The 22,051-nt window shown below is 37.2% G+C and carries 25 protein-coding genes; 24 read left to right on the top strand and 1 reads right to left on the bottom strand.

Features of this window, described 5'->3' with window-relative positions; all coding sequences use genetic code 11:
• The first annotated feature begins 543 nt into the window (after positions 1-543).
• The 18 genes from T543_RS14855 (at position 544) to T543_RS14780 (ending at position 16,570) form a co-directional block, all read left to right on the top strand.
• Positions 544-1,215: a recombinase family protein gene (locus T543_RS14855; RefSeq protein ID WP_035769947.1), complete on the top strand. Its 672-nt coding sequence runs from the start codon at positions 544-546 to the stop codon at positions 1,213-1,215.
• A 220-nt stretch (positions 1,216-1,435) separates the two neighbouring features.
• Positions 1,436-1,606, top strand: a complete 171-nt coding sequence (locus T543_RS15975; RefSeq protein ID WP_155843326.1) for a hypothetical protein — start codon at positions 1,436-1,438, stop codon at positions 1,604-1,606.
• A 275-nt stretch (positions 1,607-1,881) separates the two neighbouring features.
• Entirely contained in the window at positions 1,882-2,865 is a 984-nt protein-coding gene (locus T543_RS14850) for a helix-turn-helix transcriptional regulator (RefSeq protein ID WP_035769945.1), read from the top strand.
• Between the two features lie 14 nt (positions 2,866-2,879).
• Positions 2,880-4,103 carry an MBL fold metallo-hydrolase gene (locus T543_RS14845; RefSeq protein WP_035769943.1) on the top strand — a complete coding sequence of 408 codons (1,224 nt, stop codon included), beginning with the start codon at positions 2,880-2,882 and terminating at the stop codon, positions 4,101-4,103.
• A 26-nt stretch (positions 4,104-4,129) separates the two neighbouring features.
• Positions 4,130-5,137: a hypothetical protein gene (locus T543_RS14840; protein ID WP_035769940.1), complete on the top strand. Its 1,008-nt coding sequence runs from the start codon at positions 4,130-4,132 to the stop codon at positions 5,135-5,137.
• A 129-nt stretch (positions 5,138-5,266) separates the two neighbouring features.
• Complete coding sequence (locus T543_RS14835) at positions 5,267-6,529, top strand: AAA family ATPase (protein ID WP_035769939.1); 1,263 nt, start codon at positions 5,267-5,269, stop codon at positions 6,527-6,529.
• Positions 6,530-6,541: 12 nt separating this feature from the next.
• Positions 6,542-6,667, top strand: coding sequence for a hypothetical protein (locus T543_RS16385; RefSeq protein WP_255347229.1), 126 nt, complete (start codon positions 6,542-6,544; stop codon positions 6,665-6,667).
• On the top strand, positions 6,658-6,927 hold the full coding sequence (locus T543_RS14830; protein ID WP_035769937.1) for a hypothetical protein: 270 nt from the start codon (positions 6,658-6,660) through the stop codon (positions 6,925-6,927). Before T543_RS16385 ends, T543_RS14830 begins: the two co-directional genes overlap by 10 nt.
• Positions 6,920-8,215, top strand: a complete 1,296-nt coding sequence (locus tag T543_RS14825; RefSeq protein WP_035769936.1) for a PcfJ domain-containing protein — start codon at positions 6,920-6,922, stop codon at positions 8,213-8,215. The genes T543_RS14830 and T543_RS14825 overlap by 8 nt, the downstream gene beginning before the upstream one ends.
• Before the next feature lie 18 nt (positions 8,216-8,233).
• Positions 8,234-9,205 carry a hypothetical protein gene (locus tag T543_RS14820; protein WP_035769934.1) on the top strand — a complete coding sequence of 324 codons (972 nt, stop codon included), beginning with the start codon at positions 8,234-8,236 and terminating at the stop codon, positions 9,203-9,205.
• A gap of 78 nt (positions 9,206-9,283) precedes the next feature.
• Positions 9,284-9,541, top strand: a complete 258-nt coding sequence (locus tag T543_RS14815) for a DnaB-like helicase C-terminal domain-containing protein (protein ID WP_035769932.1) — start codon at positions 9,284-9,286, stop codon at positions 9,539-9,541.
• Between the two features lie 133 nt (positions 9,542-9,674).
• A complete protein-coding gene (locus T543_RS14810) occupies positions 9,675-10,229 on the top strand; it encodes a hypothetical protein (RefSeq protein WP_155843322.1) in 555 nt (184 codons plus the stop codon).
• Between the two features lie 467 nt (positions 10,230-10,696).
• Positions 10,697-12,328: a hypothetical protein gene (locus tag T543_RS14805; protein WP_035769928.1), complete on the top strand. Its 1,632-nt coding sequence runs from the start codon at positions 10,697-10,699 to the stop codon at positions 12,326-12,328.
• Positions 12,329-12,737: 409 nt separating this feature from the next.
• Positions 12,738-13,787 (top strand): YcxB family protein, encoded by a 1,050-nt coding sequence (locus T543_RS14800; protein ID WP_035769925.1) that lies wholly within the window; start codon positions 12,738-12,740, stop codon positions 13,785-13,787.
• Positions 13,788-13,967: 180 nt separating this feature from the next.
• Positions 13,968-14,354: a hypothetical protein gene (locus T543_RS14795; RefSeq protein ID WP_035769920.1), complete on the top strand. Its 387-nt coding sequence runs from the start codon at positions 13,968-13,970 to the stop codon at positions 14,352-14,354.
• A gap of 211 nt (positions 14,355-14,565) precedes the next feature.
• Positions 14,566-14,910 carry a DUF1622 domain-containing protein gene (locus tag T543_RS14790; protein ID WP_051638827.1) on the top strand — a complete coding sequence of 115 codons (345 nt, stop codon included), beginning with the start codon at positions 14,566-14,568 and terminating at the stop codon, positions 14,908-14,910.
• A gap of 163 nt (positions 14,911-15,073) precedes the next feature.
• Positions 15,074-15,640, top strand: coding sequence for a hypothetical protein (locus T543_RS14785; protein ID WP_035769918.1), 567 nt, complete (start codon positions 15,074-15,076; stop codon positions 15,638-15,640).
• Between the two features lie 171 nt (positions 15,641-15,811).
• Positions 15,812-16,570, top strand: a complete 759-nt coding sequence (locus T543_RS14780; RefSeq protein ID WP_035769916.1) for a methyltransferase — start codon at positions 15,812-15,814, stop codon at positions 16,568-16,570.
• Between the two features lie 112 nt (positions 16,571-16,682).
• Here the strand turns inward: T543_RS14780 and T543_RS14775 are convergent, their stop codons facing one another.
• Positions 16,683-17,843 (bottom strand): leucine-rich repeat protein, encoded by a 1,161-nt coding sequence (locus T543_RS14775; protein ID WP_035769914.1) that lies wholly within the window; start codon positions 17,841-17,843, stop codon positions 16,683-16,685.
• 281 nt (positions 17,844-18,124) lie between these two features.
• Here T543_RS14775 and T543_RS14770 point away from each other — a divergent pair, with 281 nt between their 5' ends.
• The 6 genes from T543_RS14770 to T543_RS15970 all read left to right on the top strand — a co-directional run bounded on the left by T543_RS14770 (position 18,125) and on the right by T543_RS15970 (position 22,046).
• The gene (locus tag T543_RS14770) at positions 18,125-19,714 is read left to right on the top strand and encodes a lysozyme inhibitor LprI family protein (protein ID WP_035769912.1); all 1,590 of its coding nucleotides are present in this window, start codon (positions 18,125-18,127) and stop codon (positions 19,712-19,714) included.
• A gap of 386 nt (positions 19,715-20,100) precedes the next feature.
• Positions 20,101-20,589 carry a peptide-methionine (S)-S-oxide reductase MsrA gene (msrA, locus tag T543_RS14765; RefSeq protein WP_051638826.1) on the top strand — a complete coding sequence of 163 codons (489 nt, stop codon included), beginning with the start codon at positions 20,101-20,103 and terminating at the stop codon, positions 20,587-20,589.
• 3 nt (positions 20,590-20,592) lie between these two features.
• Entirely contained in the window at positions 20,593-21,075 is a 483-nt protein-coding gene (locus T543_RS14760) for a GNAT family N-acetyltransferase (protein ID WP_035769909.1), read from the top strand.
• 68 nt (positions 21,076-21,143) lie between these two features.
• Entirely contained in the window at positions 21,144-21,350 is a 207-nt protein-coding gene (locus tag T543_RS16500) for a DUF6434 domain-containing protein (RefSeq protein ID WP_330370015.1), read from the top strand.
• Between the two features lie 26 nt (positions 21,351-21,376).
• Positions 21,377-21,862 (top strand): P-loop NTPase family protein, encoded by a 486-nt coding sequence (locus T543_RS14755; RefSeq protein WP_035769908.1) that lies wholly within the window; start codon positions 21,377-21,379, stop codon positions 21,860-21,862.
• 34 nt (positions 21,863-21,896) lie between these two features.
• The gene (locus tag T543_RS15970) at positions 21,897-22,046 is read left to right on the top strand and encodes a hypothetical protein (RefSeq protein WP_155843320.1); all 150 of its coding nucleotides are present in this window, start codon (positions 21,897-21,899) and stop codon (positions 22,044-22,046) included.
• Positions 22,047-22,051 lie beyond the last annotated feature (5 nt).

The following is a 22,051-nucleotide window of genomic DNA, read 5'->3' as shown; positions in this document are numbered from 1 at the left end:
CAATCATAGGGAACAACATGGTTTGTTCAAAAGAGATTTTCTTTTTCCTGGTAAAATCAGAAGCCGGATTGGTCAGAAACTCATCCCTTCGCTCCAACAAGGATGAAAAGACAGAGAAAAGATTTTTGCGTATTTCAGCAACAGTAAATGACATGTCAGCACCTCCGTAAAATGTCTTATAATCAAGGCGCGGCAACATTTTTTGGCTGACTTGTCAAGCATTTTTCGCAGAAAAATGCAAAAAAATCAGAGGGTATTTCACCTCTGATTTCAGTAATATATTTAATTGTAACTATAGGATTGGGACGGGAAATCCTTATCTAAATGGCATTGGGACGGGGTTTGTGGTTCATTTTTATGAACGCTAAGTGTTAACTAATTTTTCGGTAGCAAATAAAAACAATTGTAAGGAAAAAAGTCTAATTAACATTTGATTGTAATGTACATATAATAGCGTCAGTTTAACTTAAAATATAGTTATATTGACGTTATTATTTTTATGTAAAATAACTATAGTTTATTTGACACTTTTGGAGGCTCATAATGGGAAATTTTTATAGCTATATGAGAATTTCAACCGATATCGAGAAGCAAAGCTTCAACAGACAGAAAAAAAGTCTGAGCCGCTATGCTAAAGAACATGACATAGAATACCTGGTAGAATTTTCAGAGGAAAAATCCGCAAAAAATTTCACCGAGAGAGTTCAGTTTCAAAAACTGGATAAGATTCTTCAGAAAGATGATACGGTTGTCTTCAAAGACATCGCTAGATTCACACGTGAAGCGGAAAATGGATATAAGAAGTATATGGAATGGCTGAAACGAGGCATAAATATTGTTTTTATCGACAATCCAACAGTTTCAAGTGAATATATTAAACAGATGATGGACGTAGCACAAGCTCAGGATCTGGTAACGCGAACTGCAATGGAAGGAGTTATTAAGCTGCTTCTTATCGTAGAATTGGATAGAGCAGAGCAGCAACGTTTATACATATCAAAGGCGATCAAAGATGGTATTGCTGCAAGTAGTAAGCGTAGTGGCAGAAAACAAGGACAGTTAGATAAAATGTCACCGGGGCTAAGAGATGAAATTAAAAAATATTTGCATGATCGGTCAATCAAGCAAGTGGACTTGATGAAAAAGCATAATATATCACGTAATACGCTTAAAAAGTATATTGAGGCTGTTAATACAACGAAGGCATACACATGAACTATACTCACCTTGAGATATCGTAACAACATCATATGGAAGCTATTTTGCAAATATCTTATCAGCAAAATATGATATTCCATTTATAGCCACAAATCCCTGTGTAGATCCGTTGACCAGCTTAATGAGTTTATCTCTGGATTATTATATAAATGAAGCGCAGTATTTTAAGAACATTGAACAGGAGTATGCTACAAATTAGGAAAAGGGAGTTTTTATATTGGGGGATAAGGACGAGGTAATAGATCATTCCATTACAAAAAGTGTGGTTGGTAATGCAAAAACATATGTGGTCTCGGGGACACATAAACTGAACAGAGAAAACTATGAGGAACTGTTAATTAAGGAGGTAACGGTATTTATAAGAGATATGGACAATAATCAGGGATGATCTTGGCTTGCAGACAAGGAGATATACTGCCGGTTATTTATGATGGAAACGCTGATTTGTACTTAGAGAGTTCGTCTAATTTATAATAATTTAATGATTCATTAAGGCAAAGGCAAACATATATCTATTCTTTTTATGATATATTTAACTAAAGGGGAGCACTGCTTCCCTTTTTTATTTGCTTTCTTCCTAATTTAGCATCTGACGATGTGCTAAAAAAGGCGCATCCGAATGTTTAAGATATATTCATAAAGGTTTATCCGGAGGAGAACGCGATGTATGGAACTGGCACAAAGAAAATGCTGAATATGCTGATATTGGATATATTAAAGGAATGCTCCGACAGTGAGCACAGGTTACTTCAGCAGGACATAATAGATCTGCTGGAATCCAACTATGGCATCATCTGTGAGCGGCGTGCAGTAAAAAATAATATCGTCTCCCTTAAAGAGATGGGCTACGATATTGACGCTGATAAAGGATATTATCTTAAAACAAGGGAATTTACTGATGCTGAACTCAGACTCCTGATCGACAGCATTTTTTCATCAGGCTCAATTACAGACAAAGAGGCACATAAGCTGGTTCAGAAACTTGAAAAGTATTCAAACAAATATTTTAAGTCACATGTATCTCATATACACAGTGCTTCAAGTGGAAAAAATGCAGAGAATCAGAAGGTTATGGAGTCTATAGCAGCCATTGACACAGCTATATCGGAGGGGAAGAAGATTTCTTTTTCCTATCTGCAATATGGCATAGATTTTAAGCTTCATCCCAAGAGAGATATCAGATATGTTGTAAGCCCTTACCAGATGATAAGCAATAAAGGTAAATATTTTCTCATTGGAAACTACGATGCCTATGATGATATTTCACATTACAGGCTGGACAGAATCACGGATGTTGAAATGTTAAAGGAGCCTAGAAAACCGATAAAGTCTATTAAAGGATTGGAAAATGGTCTTAATATCTCCCAGTATATTTCAGAGCATGTCTATATGTTTTCCGGGGAAAGTGAACACATCAAGCTGCGGGCCAATGAAAAACTGATGGATACCCTTATTGACAACTTTGGAAAGAATTTCAGAGTATCCCTGGGAGAAGGTGATGACATCATAGTGGATCTTAAATGTAATCCGGATGCGTTTTTCTATTGGGTAATGCAGTATGGACAGTATGTTGAGGTGCTGGAACCTGAAAGTATGAGAAAGCGTATAAAAGAGGCTTCTTACACTGCATATAAGATGTACAGATAGTGGAGGAATAGTAGATGGTACAAAGTAATGATAACCACGTAAAAGTTATTGTACATAGAGGTACCAAGAATATAGGTGGTTGTTGTACCGAGGTTGAGTACAAAAATACCCGTTTAGCTATAGATTTTGGGAGCCCATTACCTGAGGAAAAGACTTCAAAGCTTGATATTTCCGGGCTTACTAATGGAAAAAGTGAATTTGATGCGGTTTTATTTACCCATTACCATGGTGACCATGTTGGGGAAGCCGGGAAAATTAATGCTGATATTCCTATTTATATGAGTGGATTTGCCAAGGACATTATTGCTGCATATAAAAAGCATAATTGGCATTGTTTCGCAGAGATAGACCCAAATATGGTCACTGAGTTAAAAGCAGGAAAAGAGATTGAAATTGGTGCATTAAGAGTATTACCGATTCTTTCCGATCATTCTGCTGCTGAATCGCTGATGTTTCTAATAAAGGCAGGAAACTTCCAGATTCTCCACACGGGGGATTTTAGACTTCATGGCCGGTATAGAGAAGAGTTGCTTGATAGTGTAAAGAAGCTTGGAAAGATAGATCTTCTAATTACCGAAGGAACTACACTCTCTAGAAAAGAAGAGGAAAAGGATAATTATACAGAAGAAAGGGTCGAAGCAGAAATTAAGAGGTGTTTATATGAGAATGATTACTGCTTCATAATCCTTTCATCGACCAACTTTGACAGGCTACAGGGGATTAAAAACAGTGTAAATGCATACCGACATGATAAAAAAACAAAAGGAAAGTACTTTTTGATAGATAATTTTCAGCAGTCTTTGTTTGAGATTGCAGATAAAAGGTTGCCAGAAAGATATAAGTTTGGCAAAGAAGTTTCATATCGTAGTGGTCTGGATGAAAAGATGAAAGATAGAGGATTTATTATGCTGATACGAATGGGAAAAAAGCAGGAAGACATTTTCCGGAAGTATATGAAAGAATGTCCGGAAAGGTCCTGTTTAATTTACTCAATGTGGTCCGGTTATATGAAAACCGGAAAACTCAAAGAATTAACTGATATAGCACATGATAGGAACAGACTTAGGATAATTCATTCTTCTGGGCATGTAACAGTACAGGATCTTAAGGATTTTGTAGACGTTTTAGCACCAGAGCACGTTATTGTGATCCATACCAAGGATACAGAGAAGTTTGATTGCCTAAAAAAACAAATTCCTATTAAGGATGGAGAGGCATTGGAATTTCAAACTTGTTGATTTGAAAATCGAGTAGAGGAGGCATTATGACAGATAGAATAATATCCACTGATTTTATTAAAGCATTAGATAAAAACGGAAAACTACATTGGATTATTGAAACTGTTCTTAATAAAGAAAATGAATGTTCTTTTGAAATACGAAAAAACAGGATAGCCATATATTATAAGCATGGAAAACTGTTAGAAGTGAATGAAAAAGGGCAAAGTGGTAATCGTATATACACATATGCATTTAATTACAAAAAGTATGCAAAAAGAAAAAAAGAGCATCCTACAAATGAGAAAATTACCAGAGTTGAAAATGGAGAACTATGGAGTTCCTTTGCTGCCGAGCATCAAGATCAATTAAAAGAATTAAATGATGATACAGCAAAGGAGTACTTTAAGGACATAAAAAAAATGATGGATGAATGGTTTGAAGAAAACCCTAGGAAAGAGTGGAACCACCAACATAAGGTTTCTTTGCCCTATAACAACGACAATGTACTGGATATTGAGTATGAAATACGTGAGGCTAATACGAAGGTTGATATGGTAATGGTAGATGAGACTGGAAGAATTTACTTAGTGGAAAATAAATATGGGAGTAAGGCCTTATCTTCAGATAAAAAAACTAACAAAAAATTAGATCAAGGATTGTATAAACATTATCAAGACTATACGAACCTTGTAGAAAATCCAGTTTATAAAAAATGCCTTATTGATTCAATGAGGTTTATAATTAAGACCAAGCAGCAACTAGGCATCATGCCACAAAAGTATCACATAAGTGAAAATCCGGAGTTTTCTTTTGTTTTTTTGTTTGCGGAATTGGTATCTAAAGGGGATTCAAAGAAAAGAATTTCAAATATATGCGATATAATGAAGAAGGAAATAGAAAAAATAGAAAAAATAGATAAAGAAATATACAGCAAATATCCTCCGTATGAGATATGCGTAGCAGGAGATGTTTTTCGCATTCGACTAGATGAGAAAAAACCTTTTACTGAGGCTGTTCTTGATGAGATGATTAATCAAAAAGATAAGATGTAATTTATACTGGAGAGGAAAATAAAAAAAGCAATGTGCAAAAAAAGGCACATTGCTTTTTTTATTATACAAATATAAGGAATATCAAAAGATTGAATAATACGTTTTTAGTTAAAAGGAGATGCGATCATCATGAAAGATATATTTGAAGAAATAGTTGGATACGAAGATATTAAAAGTGAGCTTCGTATTATTAGTGATATGCTAAATAATCCAGATGTATACAAAGAAATGGGTGTAAGCATAAATAATGGACTGATACTAATCGGAGAACCAGGAACCGGAAAGACAACTATGGCAAACTGCCTGATGAAATCAACAAACAGAAATGCATATGTGTGTAGAAAAAAAGCTTCCGACGGAGAATTTGTAAAGCATATTGTTGAGACATTTGAAATAGCTAAAAGTAATGCTCCTTCAATAGTGCTATTGGATGATCTGGATAAGTTTTCAAACGAGGATGAAGACCATAATGATGCAGAAGAGTATGTGACTGTGCAATCGTGCATAGATGAAATCAGAGCAGCAGATGTATTTGTAATAGCTACGGTAAATAATGCAAGGAAAATACCGAGGTCTCTTCTAAGACCTGGGAGAATTGGAAAAAAGATCAAGGTTCATATGCCACAGCACAATGAGGCGGAGGCTATTGTAAAGCATTATCTTGAAAAGTCAGATAGATGTAAAAATCTTGATGCCGTTTCTATTGCCAGAATGTTGAGCGATGAATCTTGCGCAACTCTTGAAAATGTCATTGAATGTGCAGCTATGAAGGCTGCCTATAGCAGACAGGAAAGAGTAGAAATGAAAAACATTATTGATGCGTGTCTGGACCTGGTGTTTGAAGCTCCGGAATGCGCAGGTCATCTGTCGGAATACACCCTTCGAAAAACTGCATATCATGAAGCCGGTCATGCTATTGCAGCAGAGATTTTAGATCCGGGAAGTGTGAGGATAGTATCAATTCGAGAGACTGAAGAAGGAGACTATGGTTTAGTTAGATACTTCCGTCCTAGAGAAAATTATGATAATGCAGAATACTACGAAAATACTATTAAGATTTCTCTCGCCGGAAAGGCTGCTACGGAAATTATTTTTGGAGAAACCGATATGGGAGCAAATACAGATTTACATAATGCTTTTGATAAAGCGAAATACATGGTAGATAACCAATGTATGTATGGGTTCCAAAATTGGATTGAGGATAATCATGCAGAATACGTAGCAGAGAACAGAAATCATGCAATATCTATGGTCATGGAAAGAAACTATATTGAGGTAAAAAAGCTGTTGGTTGAACATAGAGAGTTGCTTGATGGGTTGGCAGAAGCACTTTTACAGAACGTAACATTGGTATATTCAGATGTTCAGAAAATATGCAGCTCAAACATATAAAAGGAGATAAAAATGCTTGTTTTCACAATTGATTTAGCTTGTGATATGGAGCTGAAGGTTAATGGTCCTAAAAATTATGAGTCCTATGCATATCTGCAAAAGCTATGTAAGGAAGGGGCTTCAGCAAGATGTCCATGATAGAAGATTACAGAATCAAATTTATCCATGGATGTAAGGAGAAAGGTATTTCTGGGTGTCTTGCGTTGGGATTAACAGAAGATGTTGGAGAAGAAATATATACGGTGACTTCAAATATGGCCAGATACTGTTTTAATAAATCACATGCGGCAGCGATGGCTAAACTAATATATCTGTTTGTTTGGTTAAAACACTATTATCCGCTTGATGTAAAAATGGTCATACAAGAGTGTTATGAAAGGAGGATTTCTGATGCTTGAATTAAAAGTAGGTGAAAACACCTGGAACCCACCGGATTTAAGTGAAGAAGTCATGCGACTTATAGAAAAAAAGTGTACATATTCAGAAGAGTCGCATGAAAAAATACTATTCCTTAGGATCAGACCATATATTGACTTGCTTTATGTGGATTATAAATTAAAGGGGAGTCCTGGCGTTGGCCGTGTTGAGCGTTTTGTTTTTCATGAGAATTATGTATGGACATTTGAACAGGAACAGCTTTTTGCAGAGAGCTGCTTGAATAATCAAAACTGTAAATATAAGTATGGATTCTTTGATGAAATTTATGACTACTACAATGAAATTCACCCTGAATGGAAATTGAAAAGATACTATACGGAATCTGTGAGACTTTTAGACCATATCTATCACTGTATGAGAAAGAATACAGTTAAAGAACTTTTGTATAAATGCGGTTTAGATATGCTGGCAAAATTCTCAGATGGTATAGATGATTTTAATCTCTTAGCAGGAAGTCCCTCGGAAGTATATGGGGATGTGCCAATGAGAGCTTTAAGAAGGCTTAACTGCGAAGAAGCAGCAAAGATGTTATGCCACGAACAGTATAGAAATCTCTTTAAGGTATTGGCATCATCCTATTCAACTATTTTTGACCAGCCACTTAATGACGCGCAGTGTGCATATATCAAGCATCTCTATGATAGAAAGCTTACTCCCAAAGAAATCGGAAGGTTATATCTTGGCCGGCGAAGCGAATTATCCGGATTATGGAATGTCAGACAATTCAAAGATTTCCTAAGCAAACTTAAAGTAATAGAGCGTGTTGGGGAACTTGGGAAAATAGATCAGATATATGAAAAGTACCTTTGCGAAACAGATGATAAGGGGCAACTTGGGGAAATTGAATACTATTTACTTGGGGATAGGAAACACTATGACAGAATGATTCGCGTCTCTAACAGAAAGAGAAACTATGCTTGGCAGGAACGAGATGGTCAATATGTTGTGAGATATCCCCAGACAATAAATGATTTCTGCAGGGAAGCAGTATATATGAGTAATTGCCTCTTGGGATATGTGGATGCATTTATGGATAATACTACCACTATTATGTTTTTGCGTAGGGAGGAAAATGTTAATGAGCCATTTATAACAATGGAGATATATAAAGGAGAGCTGACTCAGGCATATCACAGGTTTAACCAAGATTGCACTACAGAAGAAGCAATATGGATAAAAGGGTTCTGCTATAGACATGGTATAGGTTGTAGTGGCTTCTACTTTGATAGAGCTATAGACCTTGCATAGTTTATATATGGAGGTTTTATGTTGGAAACGTATACTGATAGAGCATTTATAAAGCTAAAAAGCATTTGCGACACAAGAATTTATGATAAGTACGACATGAATATTCGTGGGACGGCATACAAACAGCTAGAGAAGGAGTTGGAATATATACAAAAACAAGGTTCAGCACCATTATTGGTTGTGGTATATGAAGCATTGTGTGAGACTGGGGCAAAGTCAGATGATTATTGGATTGGTGGAGCGATGGGATCATCTCTTATTTCATATCTGCTTGATTTATCTAAAATAGACCCACTAACAGCGTCCCCAAAACTATACGATGAATTCTGTTATGGATTTAGTGGAGAGAGAGACTTTTCTGTTGAGATTAGGACTACAAAGAAAATATATAGAAGTCTTGTGCGTTGCTTTGAACATTATTCTGGAGAAGTAAGTATTAAGCATAGACACTTCAGTAACGGTAAAATCATCGGAGTTAGCATAATTGTAGCGCAAGGAGACGATGGTGCGGACATGAAAGAATATGAGTTTAATTTTCTTTCAGTAACAAAAACAAGGTCTACATTAAAAAGACTTATGAAAAGCAGGGTATTTGAAACTGTCATGCCAGAGACTTATGAAGAGCAAATAAAATGTATGGGATTAGAGCATGGGTGCGGTGTAAATGGCGTATGGGAAAATAATATGGAAGACCTTTTAAAGACAGAGACAGTACCACTTTCTGATTTGATTGCCCATAGAGAAGATGTATATGAGTTTTTGATGAATCATGGAATTGAAAAGGAGCAGGCGTATAAAATTACTGAGGACGTAAGACTTGGGAAAGTTAGCAGAAGAGGATGGGACCAGGAATCTCTGTCCGTGTTAAAAAATGCTGATATACCAGTATGGTTTATGGAAGCATGTAAGAAAATTAATTATTTATTCCCAAGAGCTCATGACATGAATTGGTGGAATTATTTGAATACGAACAGAACATATTGTTTGTGACTAATAAGAATGGAAAAGGAGATAACTACCATGGATAAAAATAGTTATTCATTCTTTGGGGATGTTGCAGAACAGTAGATGATGAAGATATCGACAGCAAGGAAAAATGGTTCCTATATAAATGATGATGGCATAGGTTTTAGAGAAATTGATTATAAGCTTGCAGGACTTCTAGGCGGTAATCTGATAATTGTTGGAGGAAGGCCGGGGATGGGAAAGACAGCATTTGCATTTACTATTGCGAATAATCTGGCTATCAGCAGTAAAAAGAGCGTTATGTTCTTCTCTGTGCAGTTACCAAGGCGAGTCGGATTCTTTCTACAAGAGCGTAGATAGATGTAAGAGATGAAAATGACTATATCATTGTGGCCTGTCCTCCTTCGATAATCCTCGAGAAAGCAATCCCTGAATTTGTAAAGACTGTTGAGACAACTAACCACGATGGTAAGAAATTCTTTGGATGGGACTGGTGAAGCGTATGGGTATGGCCAAGAAGATAAAAGTATATAAAGCAATAAGCACTGTCCTTCATCGGATTACCATGAAAAGGGAATTTGCGGTTATTGCTAAAGCAGATAAAATGACCCAATTTGATAATGACAGACCGGATTTCCTTTCTTTGGTTGATAAATCTGGTGCCAAAGTTCTTCTATATGTAGAGGATAAGGTATATAGCCGAGAGCGCTTTGATAAAAAGACTTGCCTCGCAAAAATATTGGAGAAATATCCTGACATTGAAAATGATGATGTATCCTTCCCGACAATAAATGACCTTTACAAAATAGCGGAAGATAAAATTCTTGAGATATCATTCACCGATGAGCGAAGAGACCAGCTCAATAGAAAGTGGATTAGTGACTACCTTCAAATTGGGACAAATGAAGGACAATGGTATATGACTGATGATTTTTCTGCTATAAATATACAATTGCAAAAATTGGAGAGAAGAATGGAGGAGATTTGGTCACTTCAACGACAGAAAGGACGGTGGATCTGGCAAAATTTGAAATATACGACAGATTAATGAAGATAATATATGATAGCGGAGTTGATAATCATTATGGGGATGCCTTTTGCATAGAATACTCGATTGTTTATGCACGTCAGGAATATAGGTATTGTCTCATGTACTTCTTCTCAAATCATAATTGGTGTAAGGATCCGTCCAATATCCTGAATGTGTGTGTTACGACGACAATTGTTCCTGGAGTATTTGATAGTAAAGACGTTAGATTTACGCATCCATCTAAATAGACATATGGCAAAGAAGATGGTAGGGAATACTTAATGGTTCTTATGACAATGGACAATGATGTAAGTGTAAAATTTGTTTCCGTAGGAAAAGATAAATCCGAAAAACGGACGGAGGGAGACGTGGCAGGGAACAGAGTTTATGACAACTTGATAGATTTTTCCGTGTGGTTATCTGCATTTCATCAGGAAATATATTTGGCATGAGAACAGTAGAAAATAAATATCTGAGGTTTTATTATGAGCGTTTTTATAAGCGGAAGTAAAAGACTTTTTATAAATAAAAAAGCTGAAGAGGGCCAGTGGCTGCTTCCAGAACCGGTGAGAAAGCGCCTTGATGAATTAGTATCTGATGAAGAGGATATTTTAATAGGTGACTGCCCTGGAGTTGATAGTTATGTTCAGGAGTATTTGAACATCTCTGGATATAAAAAGGTTACAGTATACGTCTCGGGTAGCAAAGGGAGAACCCATAATAATGCTGGCAGGTGGGAAGAAAAGGACTTTAGAACGCAAGGCAGGACGGCATACTCTTATAGAATCGAAAAAGATTTTAGAATGGCCGAGGATGCTGAATATGGAATTGCCATTTGGAATGGTGAAAGCAAAGGAACCTTCATAAACATGGCATATCTTATTGCCCAAGGGAAAAAAGTCAATTTATATCATATTCCTGAAAACAGGTGGATTGATATAAGTTCTGTGGAGAATCTCAGGTCTTTTGTGGGTGAAGAGGGGATAATTGGAAGCAAAGAAGTGCAGATTATTATGGAAAGATGCGGTTTTTCCAAGGAAATGATTGCATTCCATGTATCTGAAAATACGATATCGCCATATACTCTTGCAGACGCTGTTTACCGCGCAGCAATTCCACTTGATACTAAAGAATACTTGCTTTCCATCATGTTAAAGAAGCGCAATATGAAGCGCGAAGTATTTTTTTCAGTGAGCAATAATATATCCCAAGGAAAACATATAAAAGAAATAAAGCATGATATTCGGGCTATTGCAGACTATCGTGGGGAAGAAACAATCTGGACTTATTTATGGAATTTATATGATGAGATAGAGCAGGCAAAAATGGAAAGGTATAAGGGCTCCATCGATTTATGGGAAGACAAGCCAATGTATCTTTTTGCAGAATGGTATGATACTGAAGATTTGTGCCTAAAGAGCGTGCCTTGTGGATTTTTTCCAGAGTATGATGCGGTACAAAAGTATATTGAAAATGAAGAAAAAGATAATGAAACAGATGAGGGATACTACCGATTGGAAGTCTGGGATAACCACGATCATGGCTGGGATAATGCTAGATATGATTACTACTATTATCATGGACAAATCTGCTGGTTCAAGAAACTTACTCCTAGGAAGGATGATAATGGAAATAAGTATTATCTGACAGAATCACAGAAGTTTTTTTCCTTGAGCGTTGATTTTAATATTAGAACTCCATATAAACCAGGAGATGTTGTAAGGATCGATTGCCGTCCTTTTGGACCGGTATTTCAAGCGATGATATTGGAGGCAAGACACCAGAATGACTGTTGTTTTCCAACTCTTCTTTTTAAAGCATTTGGGACTGATGATTGGAGGATTACATCGCTCAAACACAGAAGATTTTTCAAAGATATAAGTATGGGAACATATGAGCCTATGCTTTCACCGCTTTACAAAATAAGGAAGGTACAAGAGGATGAGATTAATGATTATACATCTAGGCTATTTAAGTTGAGTAAATATATCAGTGAAAATGAGGAGAATGCAGCAAGAATATGGAATAAATGGGATAAATGCGGATGTAATGATATGAGCGAAGAGGAAATGTTGGAGTTGTTTCATGTAGATACCGACTCTCAGATTAGGAGTTGAATATGCCACGTTACATAGGCTCATAGTTGATGAGTTTGATTTGTGTCAGATTGAGGACAGAATCAAATGGATTGCAGATAATTCAAATCATTATAGATATTTACTTGATGACCCGAGGGATCATAGCGGGTATTTCTTCTATATCTATGCATATAATTTTAGCTATCTGTATGGATTGCTATCGCAAATAGATCAATTTACTTTAACCGGCAGGCAACAGCTGCCTTATAATCTTTTCGGAACTCAGTTAGGGTATTTTTGTTTATTTCCATGGTTATCTCCAATTAAATAACTTGATTTGTCATTGAAGATAATTGGCTTTTTCTTGTAAGCGATTTTCTCTGAATGTATAATGGTTCGGGGGAACTAATTGCAGCTAATAGCTGCATATTTTAGGAGGAATTACGGTATGCCATATAAGACTAAGGTGGAATATTCATTTGAGGAAGCGAAAAAAGCGTTCTGGGCTACATATCTATACAAAAACAAAGCCGGGATTACAGCGGCAATTGTTGCTTTAATAGTTTTTGCAGCATTTATTGTGAATGGAGTATGGACAGGGAATTATGAAAATGTTTTTGTTTTCTCAATGGTGCTGATACTTTACCCGATTATTATATATATTCTTGCAACAAAACGAATAAGGAAAAATTACGAGAGTTATAAAATGTTGCATGGGACCACTTTTTCATATACTTTTTTTGAAGACGCCATGGTATCTGATGGGCCAAAGGGAACATCTAAGATCGCATATAAGGATCTGTACAAAATCACTGAAACAAAAAACAATTTCTATATATTTGTAAGTAGTATCCAGGCTTTTTCTATCATTAAGTCAGGGTGTTCAGAGGAGTTGATTTCCTTCATACAGAAGCTTAAGACAGAAGTAAACGGCAGAATTAGGACTGCGGAAACTGGGGTTAATGATACAGATTATGAACAGCTATACAGATCTGTGGAGTCAAACACAGACATCTTGTATAATGCCAAAGTTGAATGGGAACTCGATGAACTCAAGGATTTCAACTGGCTTCTCATTAAAAATATTCATAAACCAATTATTGTTGTGCTGGTGATTGTCGAGATAATGTTTCTTGCAGGCTTTGTAATATCATTTCCTGCCCATTCCTTAAGGCATGCTATAGAGAGTATTCTTCTGGCTATTGTAGTGCCGGTGTTGTTTTATTCTCTATTCAATTATAGATGCAGGAAGAATTTTGATAGCAACAAGCTTCTTAGAAACTTTGTGGCTATTATCACATTTGACAGCGAAAAACTCGAACAGATCAGTAACGTGGGAAGCATAAAGGCATCTTACGATGAGATATACAGGATATTTGAAACCGATAAGAATTTCTATATCCTAATAAGTGATAATCTTGCCATTAATGTTAGAAAAGCGAATTGTTCGGATGGATTAATAACCTTCTTGCAGGATTTAAAGCAGAAGGTAGCGTAAAGCATACGCATAAGGGGATTAAAATGTCGTAAACTTGATGTCGGAAAGAATACTATTCCGCGGGGTTACAATACAATGGTTTCTATCATGCATGAGGAAAGAGCACAATAATGATAGAAAAAGATTGGCGCATGATTTAGGATCATGTGACTTTTATAGAGGGAAAATTTAGGAGGAAATATGCATTTAATTAGTATTAGTGATGAGAATGGATGGACAAGGTCTAAGTGGGAGCTGACCTATAGAGTTGGCTGGGAGCAGCTTGTTAAGAGCGTAGCATTTGCATCAGATTTCTATGAACAGTTCGAGGTGCTTGTTGATGATAAGCCCCTTGCAGATGCCACAAAGGAAAGTATTATAGCAGCACCGGAAGCAGGATCTATATGCTTTAGAGGAATTTCTAAGATACTTAAGGTGCCGGTAATGATCACGTTCTATAACCAGAGCAGCACAGTTATCGTAACTGTAGCCCAGGCAACAGACGAATTCAAGACAGTAGCTTATGTGAACTTCAACCACTCCATGTGTCAGTACATGGACAGCATAGAACTTGCTATGCACAGATGATAGTGGATTTTGAATCTATTTGAGCAAAGCGTAGTGATAAAAATGGTAACCTCGGAATGTACCCTTTATTATGATCTGGAGGATAATAGAATTGGTCAATACGACATAGCTTCAAGAACGACTACTGTAACATTATGGTAAGAGTGATAGGATTAACATAGTAGAATCTGTATCCGGATGAGTAGTATTCTTTTTTTAATAAGGAGGGCCTATGGGGACAGTTATAGAAGTTGCGGACAATAATCTATACTACATTGTAGAACTGTGCACTATCATAATGGAGCTATTCGGCGTTATAATTCTTGTCTTTACTGCCATTAAGAGCTTCATAGAATGGCTCAAAAAAGATGAGAACATAAGACTCCACCTTGCTCAGGGCATTGCTCTTGCTCTTGAATTCAAGCTTGGAGGAGAGGTCCTTAGAACTGTTGTCGTAAGAGAATGGTCTGAACTGGGTATTCTTGGCGCTATCATACTCCTTAGAGGCGTACTCACATTCCTGATCCACTGGGAGATCAAGAATGAGAAGAACGAGATCGCTCAGAATGAAAAATAGTCCTTGAAACTTTGCTGTAAACATAATGATTTTTATAACTTATTTCTCAAGAAGGCTATGTTGGTGATGGAACCTTTAGTGTATCACCTTATATAGACGGCTCTTCTGTGGATCTTATATTTGATATTCCGGATGCAGCATATATCTATAGTGAAGAGATATCATGGAATGCGGTATGCTTATATCGAAAATAGGCGAAAATGGGGGAACCGGTATGATAAAAGCTCTTAAATGGGGAAAACAGCATATTTTTTCAATTACGATTTTTGTCATTATCGGATTCGTTCTTTTATCAGGATCGTTAGCTCTCCTTCATCTTAGGTTCAGAGTTTTTGTATATCAGGTCTTTGTAGTCATGGCGCTTCTTGGAATTCTCATCGGAATAATCCAGCTTATACGACGACAATCTAATAAAGCCGCAAGGGCAGCTGCCTATATTGCAACTGTAGCTGTACTTATAGCTGGAGCATTCTTTATGTACCTCCCAGCCGTCCTATTCTTTCTTGGACAAACAGAAACAACGGTATATATTGATGGGGTAAAATATTCGGCTCACACCTATGAATTCTTGGATAGATTTGTTTATTACTACGATTACAAAAATTTCCTGATATCCGGAAATGTGCTTCGAATGGAAGATGACTACCCGGGGTGCAATATTGGTGATCCAATTAGGACTGTCTATGATGAATATGGAAATGGGATAGTTATTCAGGGGGAGGGTGGCTGAATCCTTCATTTTTAGCGCGTTGACTGATTTAGTAAAGGGTTAATCGATGATTGAACACATGGATATTGCGCTATGACAATTATGTCATTAAGGAGAAATGGTATTATTTTCTGAGAAATTGCTTTGCATTTCCCGGAAGATCGTGAGCGACAAAAAGGGAGGAGTATTGCAATGGAATTCAGAAAAGTGTTTGATACAATACCGGAGCAGTTTGATAAGTACCGTCCAAGGTATAGCAAGGAGCTTTTCGATGATTTGATAAGCTATGCAGAGATTGGTACAGGCAAGTCAGTTCTTGAACTTGGACCGGGAACCGGCCAGGCAACTGAACCGGTTTTGGGGACCGGGTGCGACTATCATGCTATAGAGCTTGGAGAACACCTTTTTCAGAAAATGATAGAGAAGTACGGACATTATGACAACTTCAATATCGTTAATGATGACTTTATTACTCACGATTTTGGGAAAGAAAAATATGATCTCATATACTCCGCAGCAACTATACAGTGGATACCTGAGAATATAGCTTTTTCAAAATCTTTTGACTTACTAAGGCCGGGCGGAATCCTGGCAATGATGCTTACCAAAGCTGATTACAAAACTTCGAACGAGGAGCTTTTTAATAATATCCAAAAGGTTTATGACGAGTATTTCAAGCCGGAGACAGAGTATAAGCATGGTGGTTTTAAATACGAAAATGCTGTCAATTATGGCTTTGCAGATTTTGAGAAACGTGAGTTTTACGGAGAACGAGTCTTTACCGCAGATGAGTATGTGGCTTTTTGTGGAACACACTGCGATCATATAGTTTTACCTGATTCCTGCAGGGACAAATTCTACGAAGGTATAAGAAACGCTGTTCTTGAAGCAGGCAACCGTATAGTATTCAAAGATACATATGTGATGTATCTTACAAGAAAACCGGAATAACAAATACGATAGTCACAAATGTACCCTCATCATTGATGCCAGCTGTGCTCCTTAGAACATAGCCTTTCCTCAGGATGTTAGCTCAATAGCACTGTCGATTATCTCTCTTAAATTACGTATTGATTGCTTTAACCAGCTTTTTCTTGGTATTTCCTTTTACACCTTTAATCTTAATGGTAGCGCCTTTGTTGATCTTTTTGAAAGCACTCTTGCCGATCTTAAGGTTCTTATTAGCCTTTATGGTTACCTTTTTCAGCTTTTTGCATTTGAAAAATGCCTTTTTACCGATAGAAGAAACGCTTGAGCCGATTGTGACGGTCTTTATCTTCTTGTTGTTCTTGCATGCGTTATCAGCAATGGCTACAACAGGATAGGTTTTTCCGTCGACTGTAACGGTATCAAGGGAAGCCTTCTTTTGGGAATCTATTTTTGTTGCTGTGGCCTGTCCGTTAACATCAATATAATAGGTGATGTTATCGACAGTTACTGTTGTTGGAAGAGCAGACTCACTTTCCACTTTTGGAGCAGTCTTATCGGAATCATTGCTATTACTGCTATTAGAAGGAACAGTGAAATCAACTATGGCAGGATCTGAAGTCTTATATACATTAAAATCGCCGGAGCAAGTTCTTACCCTAAAGATAGGTGTTTTTGTTATGACGTTTACAGAATTAAATCTGGGGTCAACACTGCATCTGTTGTATGGTGTCTCTACAATATGATAATATCCGTCATTTTTCCAACTTACTTTATATCTGAAATAGTCGGTATGTTGCACCGGGTCTAAATATTTCACCTCAACATTTTGTGGCTTTGCCATTCTTTTTGAGATAATTGGAGTAGTATAAGTGGAAATAACATAATTTGGATTATTTTTATATTTATTGATAAATTTATCACCTACTTTTTTTTCTTTGCTGGAAACTACATGGAGGTTGATTTGATAAACGTTGTAATTACGCTCATTAAACAAAAGTGTAGAGTAATCCACAATTTCGTTTGCTTTGTAAAATTGGTTCACTTTTCCTGCTTCACATGTAACACCTTTAAAATATCCGGCTTTTCCGTACTCACCCTTTTCATGAAAGCACTCAAGGATTACAGTGTAGTAGCCATCTTCAGCTGCTTTGAAATGAACATGATCCTTAACAAACTTTACATCTTCTGCAGGTTTCATTGTGGTTGCTGCTTTTGAAGTCATGGATGTACATCCAAAAAGAATCATTACAAACGCTGTGATGAAAAATAAAAGATTTCCCAAATATTTCTTCATTTTTGATATTCCCCTTTAACTTTTCTTCAAACTGCATTACTGCAGCGTCCCCTAAGGCACTCATTATATCAAAACCTATAGCTTTGTCACAAGAATATTTTTTTAATACCTGCAACAAAAGTGCTGGTTTATCTGTTATAAGAATAGGAAATAAATTAAGCACGGAGGGAGGCATATCATGAGAAAACATACCTGATGATTTGTAAAATATTGGATGCAGAGGTGTGTGTTATACTTGATAATGCGTACTTACAGTATCATAAGGAAAGGCAACTTGAGAAATGAAAGAGATAAACATTAAGGGAATTATGCGTACTTTGAGAAGAACTATATTGATAATGCTGACAACATGTATGTTTTTGAGTGGATGTAGTGCTATAGACAAAAAGGAAAAGCCTACTGATGCGGAAGAGAAAACTGTTGAAGAAACCAATCAGAATGATGAGCCTGCAGCGGATGTAGCAAATGTTGCAGAATCTGAAGTGATTGCAGATGAAAACACAGATGACGGAGATGTTAAGGATGTAAATGACGATGATCCCGATATGTCCCAGGATAAGAAGTACCTTCAGGATAAAAAAGATGTAACAGGTGCATATACAGCGTTTCTTAACAATGAAAAAGAAGCTGTTTTTGATTACCCTACGGACCAAAGTTTGTGGTTTGAATATGAAAATGGCAATAGTGTTGGAATACAGGAATTGCAATCTGAACTGTTAAAAGGAGCTGGGGTTGTAGCTGGCTCTGGGGATGGTGTTTCAAATGTTGAGGACTACAGGTATATTGATTGCGGGTGTGATGGAGAATATGAACTACTCGTAATAATCAGTTTAAACAAAGATATTCGTCACTATTCCTTCGTCTTAAAGGAAGTGGATGATAAACTTTTCATCAGATATATTCTGCCTGAAGGAGAACGGTCTGAGGTAAGCATTTCTGATTACGGATATGTAAATGATTTTGGAAAGGGCAGCGCCGACCTTGCGATAATGGATTATGGTTTTCTGGATAAGGATGTAAGGTACCATGCTTATTATTCATGTTGGTATTATTTGTCTCTGCAGTATGATCGACCTGACGGTTTTGAGAATATAGACATTGACGATAAGTGGGAAAATATCCAATTGTTGATTTATTACCTTGGCGGAAATAGGGAAAATGGTCTTTATGAAATGTATGATATCGATAAGGATACTGACCTTGTAGATACCATTTATTCAGAACCACTGACTTCTCAGGGAATCAAGCTATACACAGAGGACGAGATCCAGGCCCGTCTTGGTGAATACGCCGAAGAAATTGGATTGGACAAAAAAGTTATCCCGAAGGAAGAAACGGAATCATCTGATAGTGATACTACTGCTTCCATCCAAAATGAAATCGCTGAGATCGAGACAAAATACCAGGAGTATGAAGATCTTGACTGGGCTTGTATGCCCCAACAGCCAGCAAACATCACAACGTACGAGATGTATAAGCTTTGGGATGATGAACTAAATTCAATCTGGAGCAGGTTGGTGGAAGAGGTGACTCCCGAGAAGAAGGAAGAATTACTAGCTAATCAGCGCGAATGGATAAAGAAAAAAGAAGCAAGTGTTAAGGCTGCCGGAGAAGAGGCCGAGGGCGGTACACTTCAGCCACAGCTTGAGAATGGAGCAGCCTGCAGATATACAAGGAAAAGGGTATACTATTTAGCTTCTGTGCTTGCTGATACTAGAGGAGAGAGCTTTAAAATTCCGGTAAAAGTAGAAGAGAGCTTTGCTGATTTTGACCTCAGCCTGGATGAGGTGTTTTCTAAGTTTGAGGGGCAGTGGGTTTTTGATGTGGACAGAGGCGCCTGCATAGGAGTAGAGAAGTCGCAGGAAACGTGATAATTAAGCGCGTCGCCCGAATGAATTGGACACCCCCGACACCCCGGCAGATCAGATGAATGATGCCGCGCCCGGTTTCCAAGCCTTCTCCGATGTGAGGATTTATACACTTCTATTTTGCCTATCTAACTATATAATCAGATATCCTTATCCCTTAAAATTGTCTTATATCAAAGCAATGCTTCTATTTCTAAGGGTTTTGCCATATAATTGAGGCTTGGGGACTTATTTTATGGAGGAAAAGTGTATGACAAAAAGAAATGTTGGATGGATTCTGGTTATCATAGGCTTATGATTTCTTGGACGAAAACAAGGAATATCGAATTTTGGATGGAATTCAATATTCTATAGATTTGTTAAATGTGATGACAGAAGAGGAGAATATTATGAAAGAAGCATATTTTGCAGGCGGATGCTTTTGGTGCGTAACACCTATATACAAGATGTACGGAGTAAGTGAAGTTATCTGCGGTTACGCAGGAGGGGATGAGGTAAATCCCACCTATGAGCAGGTTAAGCATCAGGAGACAGGCCACAGAGAGACTATCAAGCTTGTCTATGATCCGGAAAAAGTGGCATACGATAAGCTCCTTGATATCTTCCTTGCCAATGTAGACCCCTTCGACGGCGAAGGTCAGTTTATAGACAAGGGCTTTTCCTATACTCTGGCTATTTTCTATACGTCAGATGAGGAAAAAGAGATTGTGGATAATAAGCTTGGAAAGCTTGCCGAGGAGTCCGGAAAGGAAGTACAGATCGCAGTTTTACCTTACAAGAATTTTTACGAAGCAGAGGAGTATCACCAGGATTATTATCTGAAAAATCCGGAGGCTTTTGAGAAGGAACTTATAGAATCCGGTAGAAAGAAACAGTAAGTTATGGAGTGGTTTATTAAGACTTTTGATGAGCTGTCAGCTCGTGAATTATATGAAATACTTAAGTCCCGGGCAGAGATATTTGTAAAAGAGCAGAATATTACTTATGTTGATGAAGATGATGTGGACTATAGAAGTCTTCATGTTTTTGGCATCGAGAACGGACGGGTTGCAGCTTACCTTAGAGCCTACGAGGATGAAGCCGGTGCTGTGGGAAAAGCAGACGCTGGCAGAGAAATCCATGTCATGAAGATAGGAAGAGTTTTGTCGCTTGAGCATGGAAAGGGAATAGGGACAGAGCTTATGGAATTCGCACTTAGAGAAATTCCTAAAAAGGTGCCCTGCAGGGAAATCTGCATGGATGCGCAAAAGCATGCGGTTCATTTTTATGAGCGCCTTGGCTTTGTAGTAACCTCCGATGAGTATCTCGAGGAGGGAATCGTGCATGTGGATATGAGTAAAAAAATGTTACTCTGTTGGAATTGACGAGGTAGGGCTAAAGTGTTCTATTGTAACTAGAAAATAGTTGCAAGAGGAATTACTGTGCCAAAGAAATCAAAATTGAAGAGAACATTATTTGTTCGGAGGTTCATAGAGCCTTTTTTAAGAGCAAAATAGGGGAGTCATTTTCTTTCAATGTGACATTTCAAAAATGGCTCAAAGCGAATTCCGGGAAATATAAAGATATAGATATCATGATTGATTACGCTGCAGGTCGTGTGATGAAACTTGGTGAGCTGACACCTGAATGGTGGACATAATACTTTTGGGATAATTGGTTAGGAATATGAAAAAAATCATTGTACTTGGATGTTCCGGCAGTGGAAAAAGTACTTTTGCTATAAAACTCCATGAAAAGCTGGGACTGCCTCTGTATCATCTTGATAATATCTGGTGGAAAGCTGACAGGACTCATATTTCAAGGGAAGAATTTGATGAAAAGCTTGATGGATTGACTAAACTTGATAGCTGGATAATTGATGGTGATTACAGCAGAACTTATGAAAAGCGTATTGTTGCCTGTGATACCATCTTTTTCCTGGACTATTCCGAAGATGTTTGTATGGATGGAATTGCAGGAAGGGTAGGACAAAAAAGACCGGATATGCCATGGACAGAAGATGAACTTGATCCGGAGCTTATTGAATTAGTCAGGAACTATGGAAAAGAAAACAGGCCAAAGCTATTGGAGCTTTTTGCAAGATATCCTGAAAAGACTGTGATTGCTTTTAAAACAAGAGAAGAGGCTGCAAAATGGATTGAAATTCTCTGAAAAGAAGTACAACAGGAGAGGAGTTGTTTAACGAATGTTAAACGGCTCTTTTTCTGCTATAGTAGGATATAATTTAATTATTACAGCACGCAATCAAGCTTTTTTCGAAGAGTTTGTATCAATATATATAAACCAGAGAGGCAGGATAGATAATGAAGCTCAGAATATATCAGGAAGAGGATGATAAAA

This window comes from Butyrivibrio sp. NC2002, assembly GCF_000702265.1.
Taxonomy (GTDB): domain Bacteria; phylum Bacillota; class Clostridia; order Lachnospirales; family Lachnospiraceae; genus Butyrivibrio.
The sequence above is the reverse complement of the archived record's forward strand: the minus strand, read 5'-3'. Positions and strand labels throughout refer to the sequence as shown.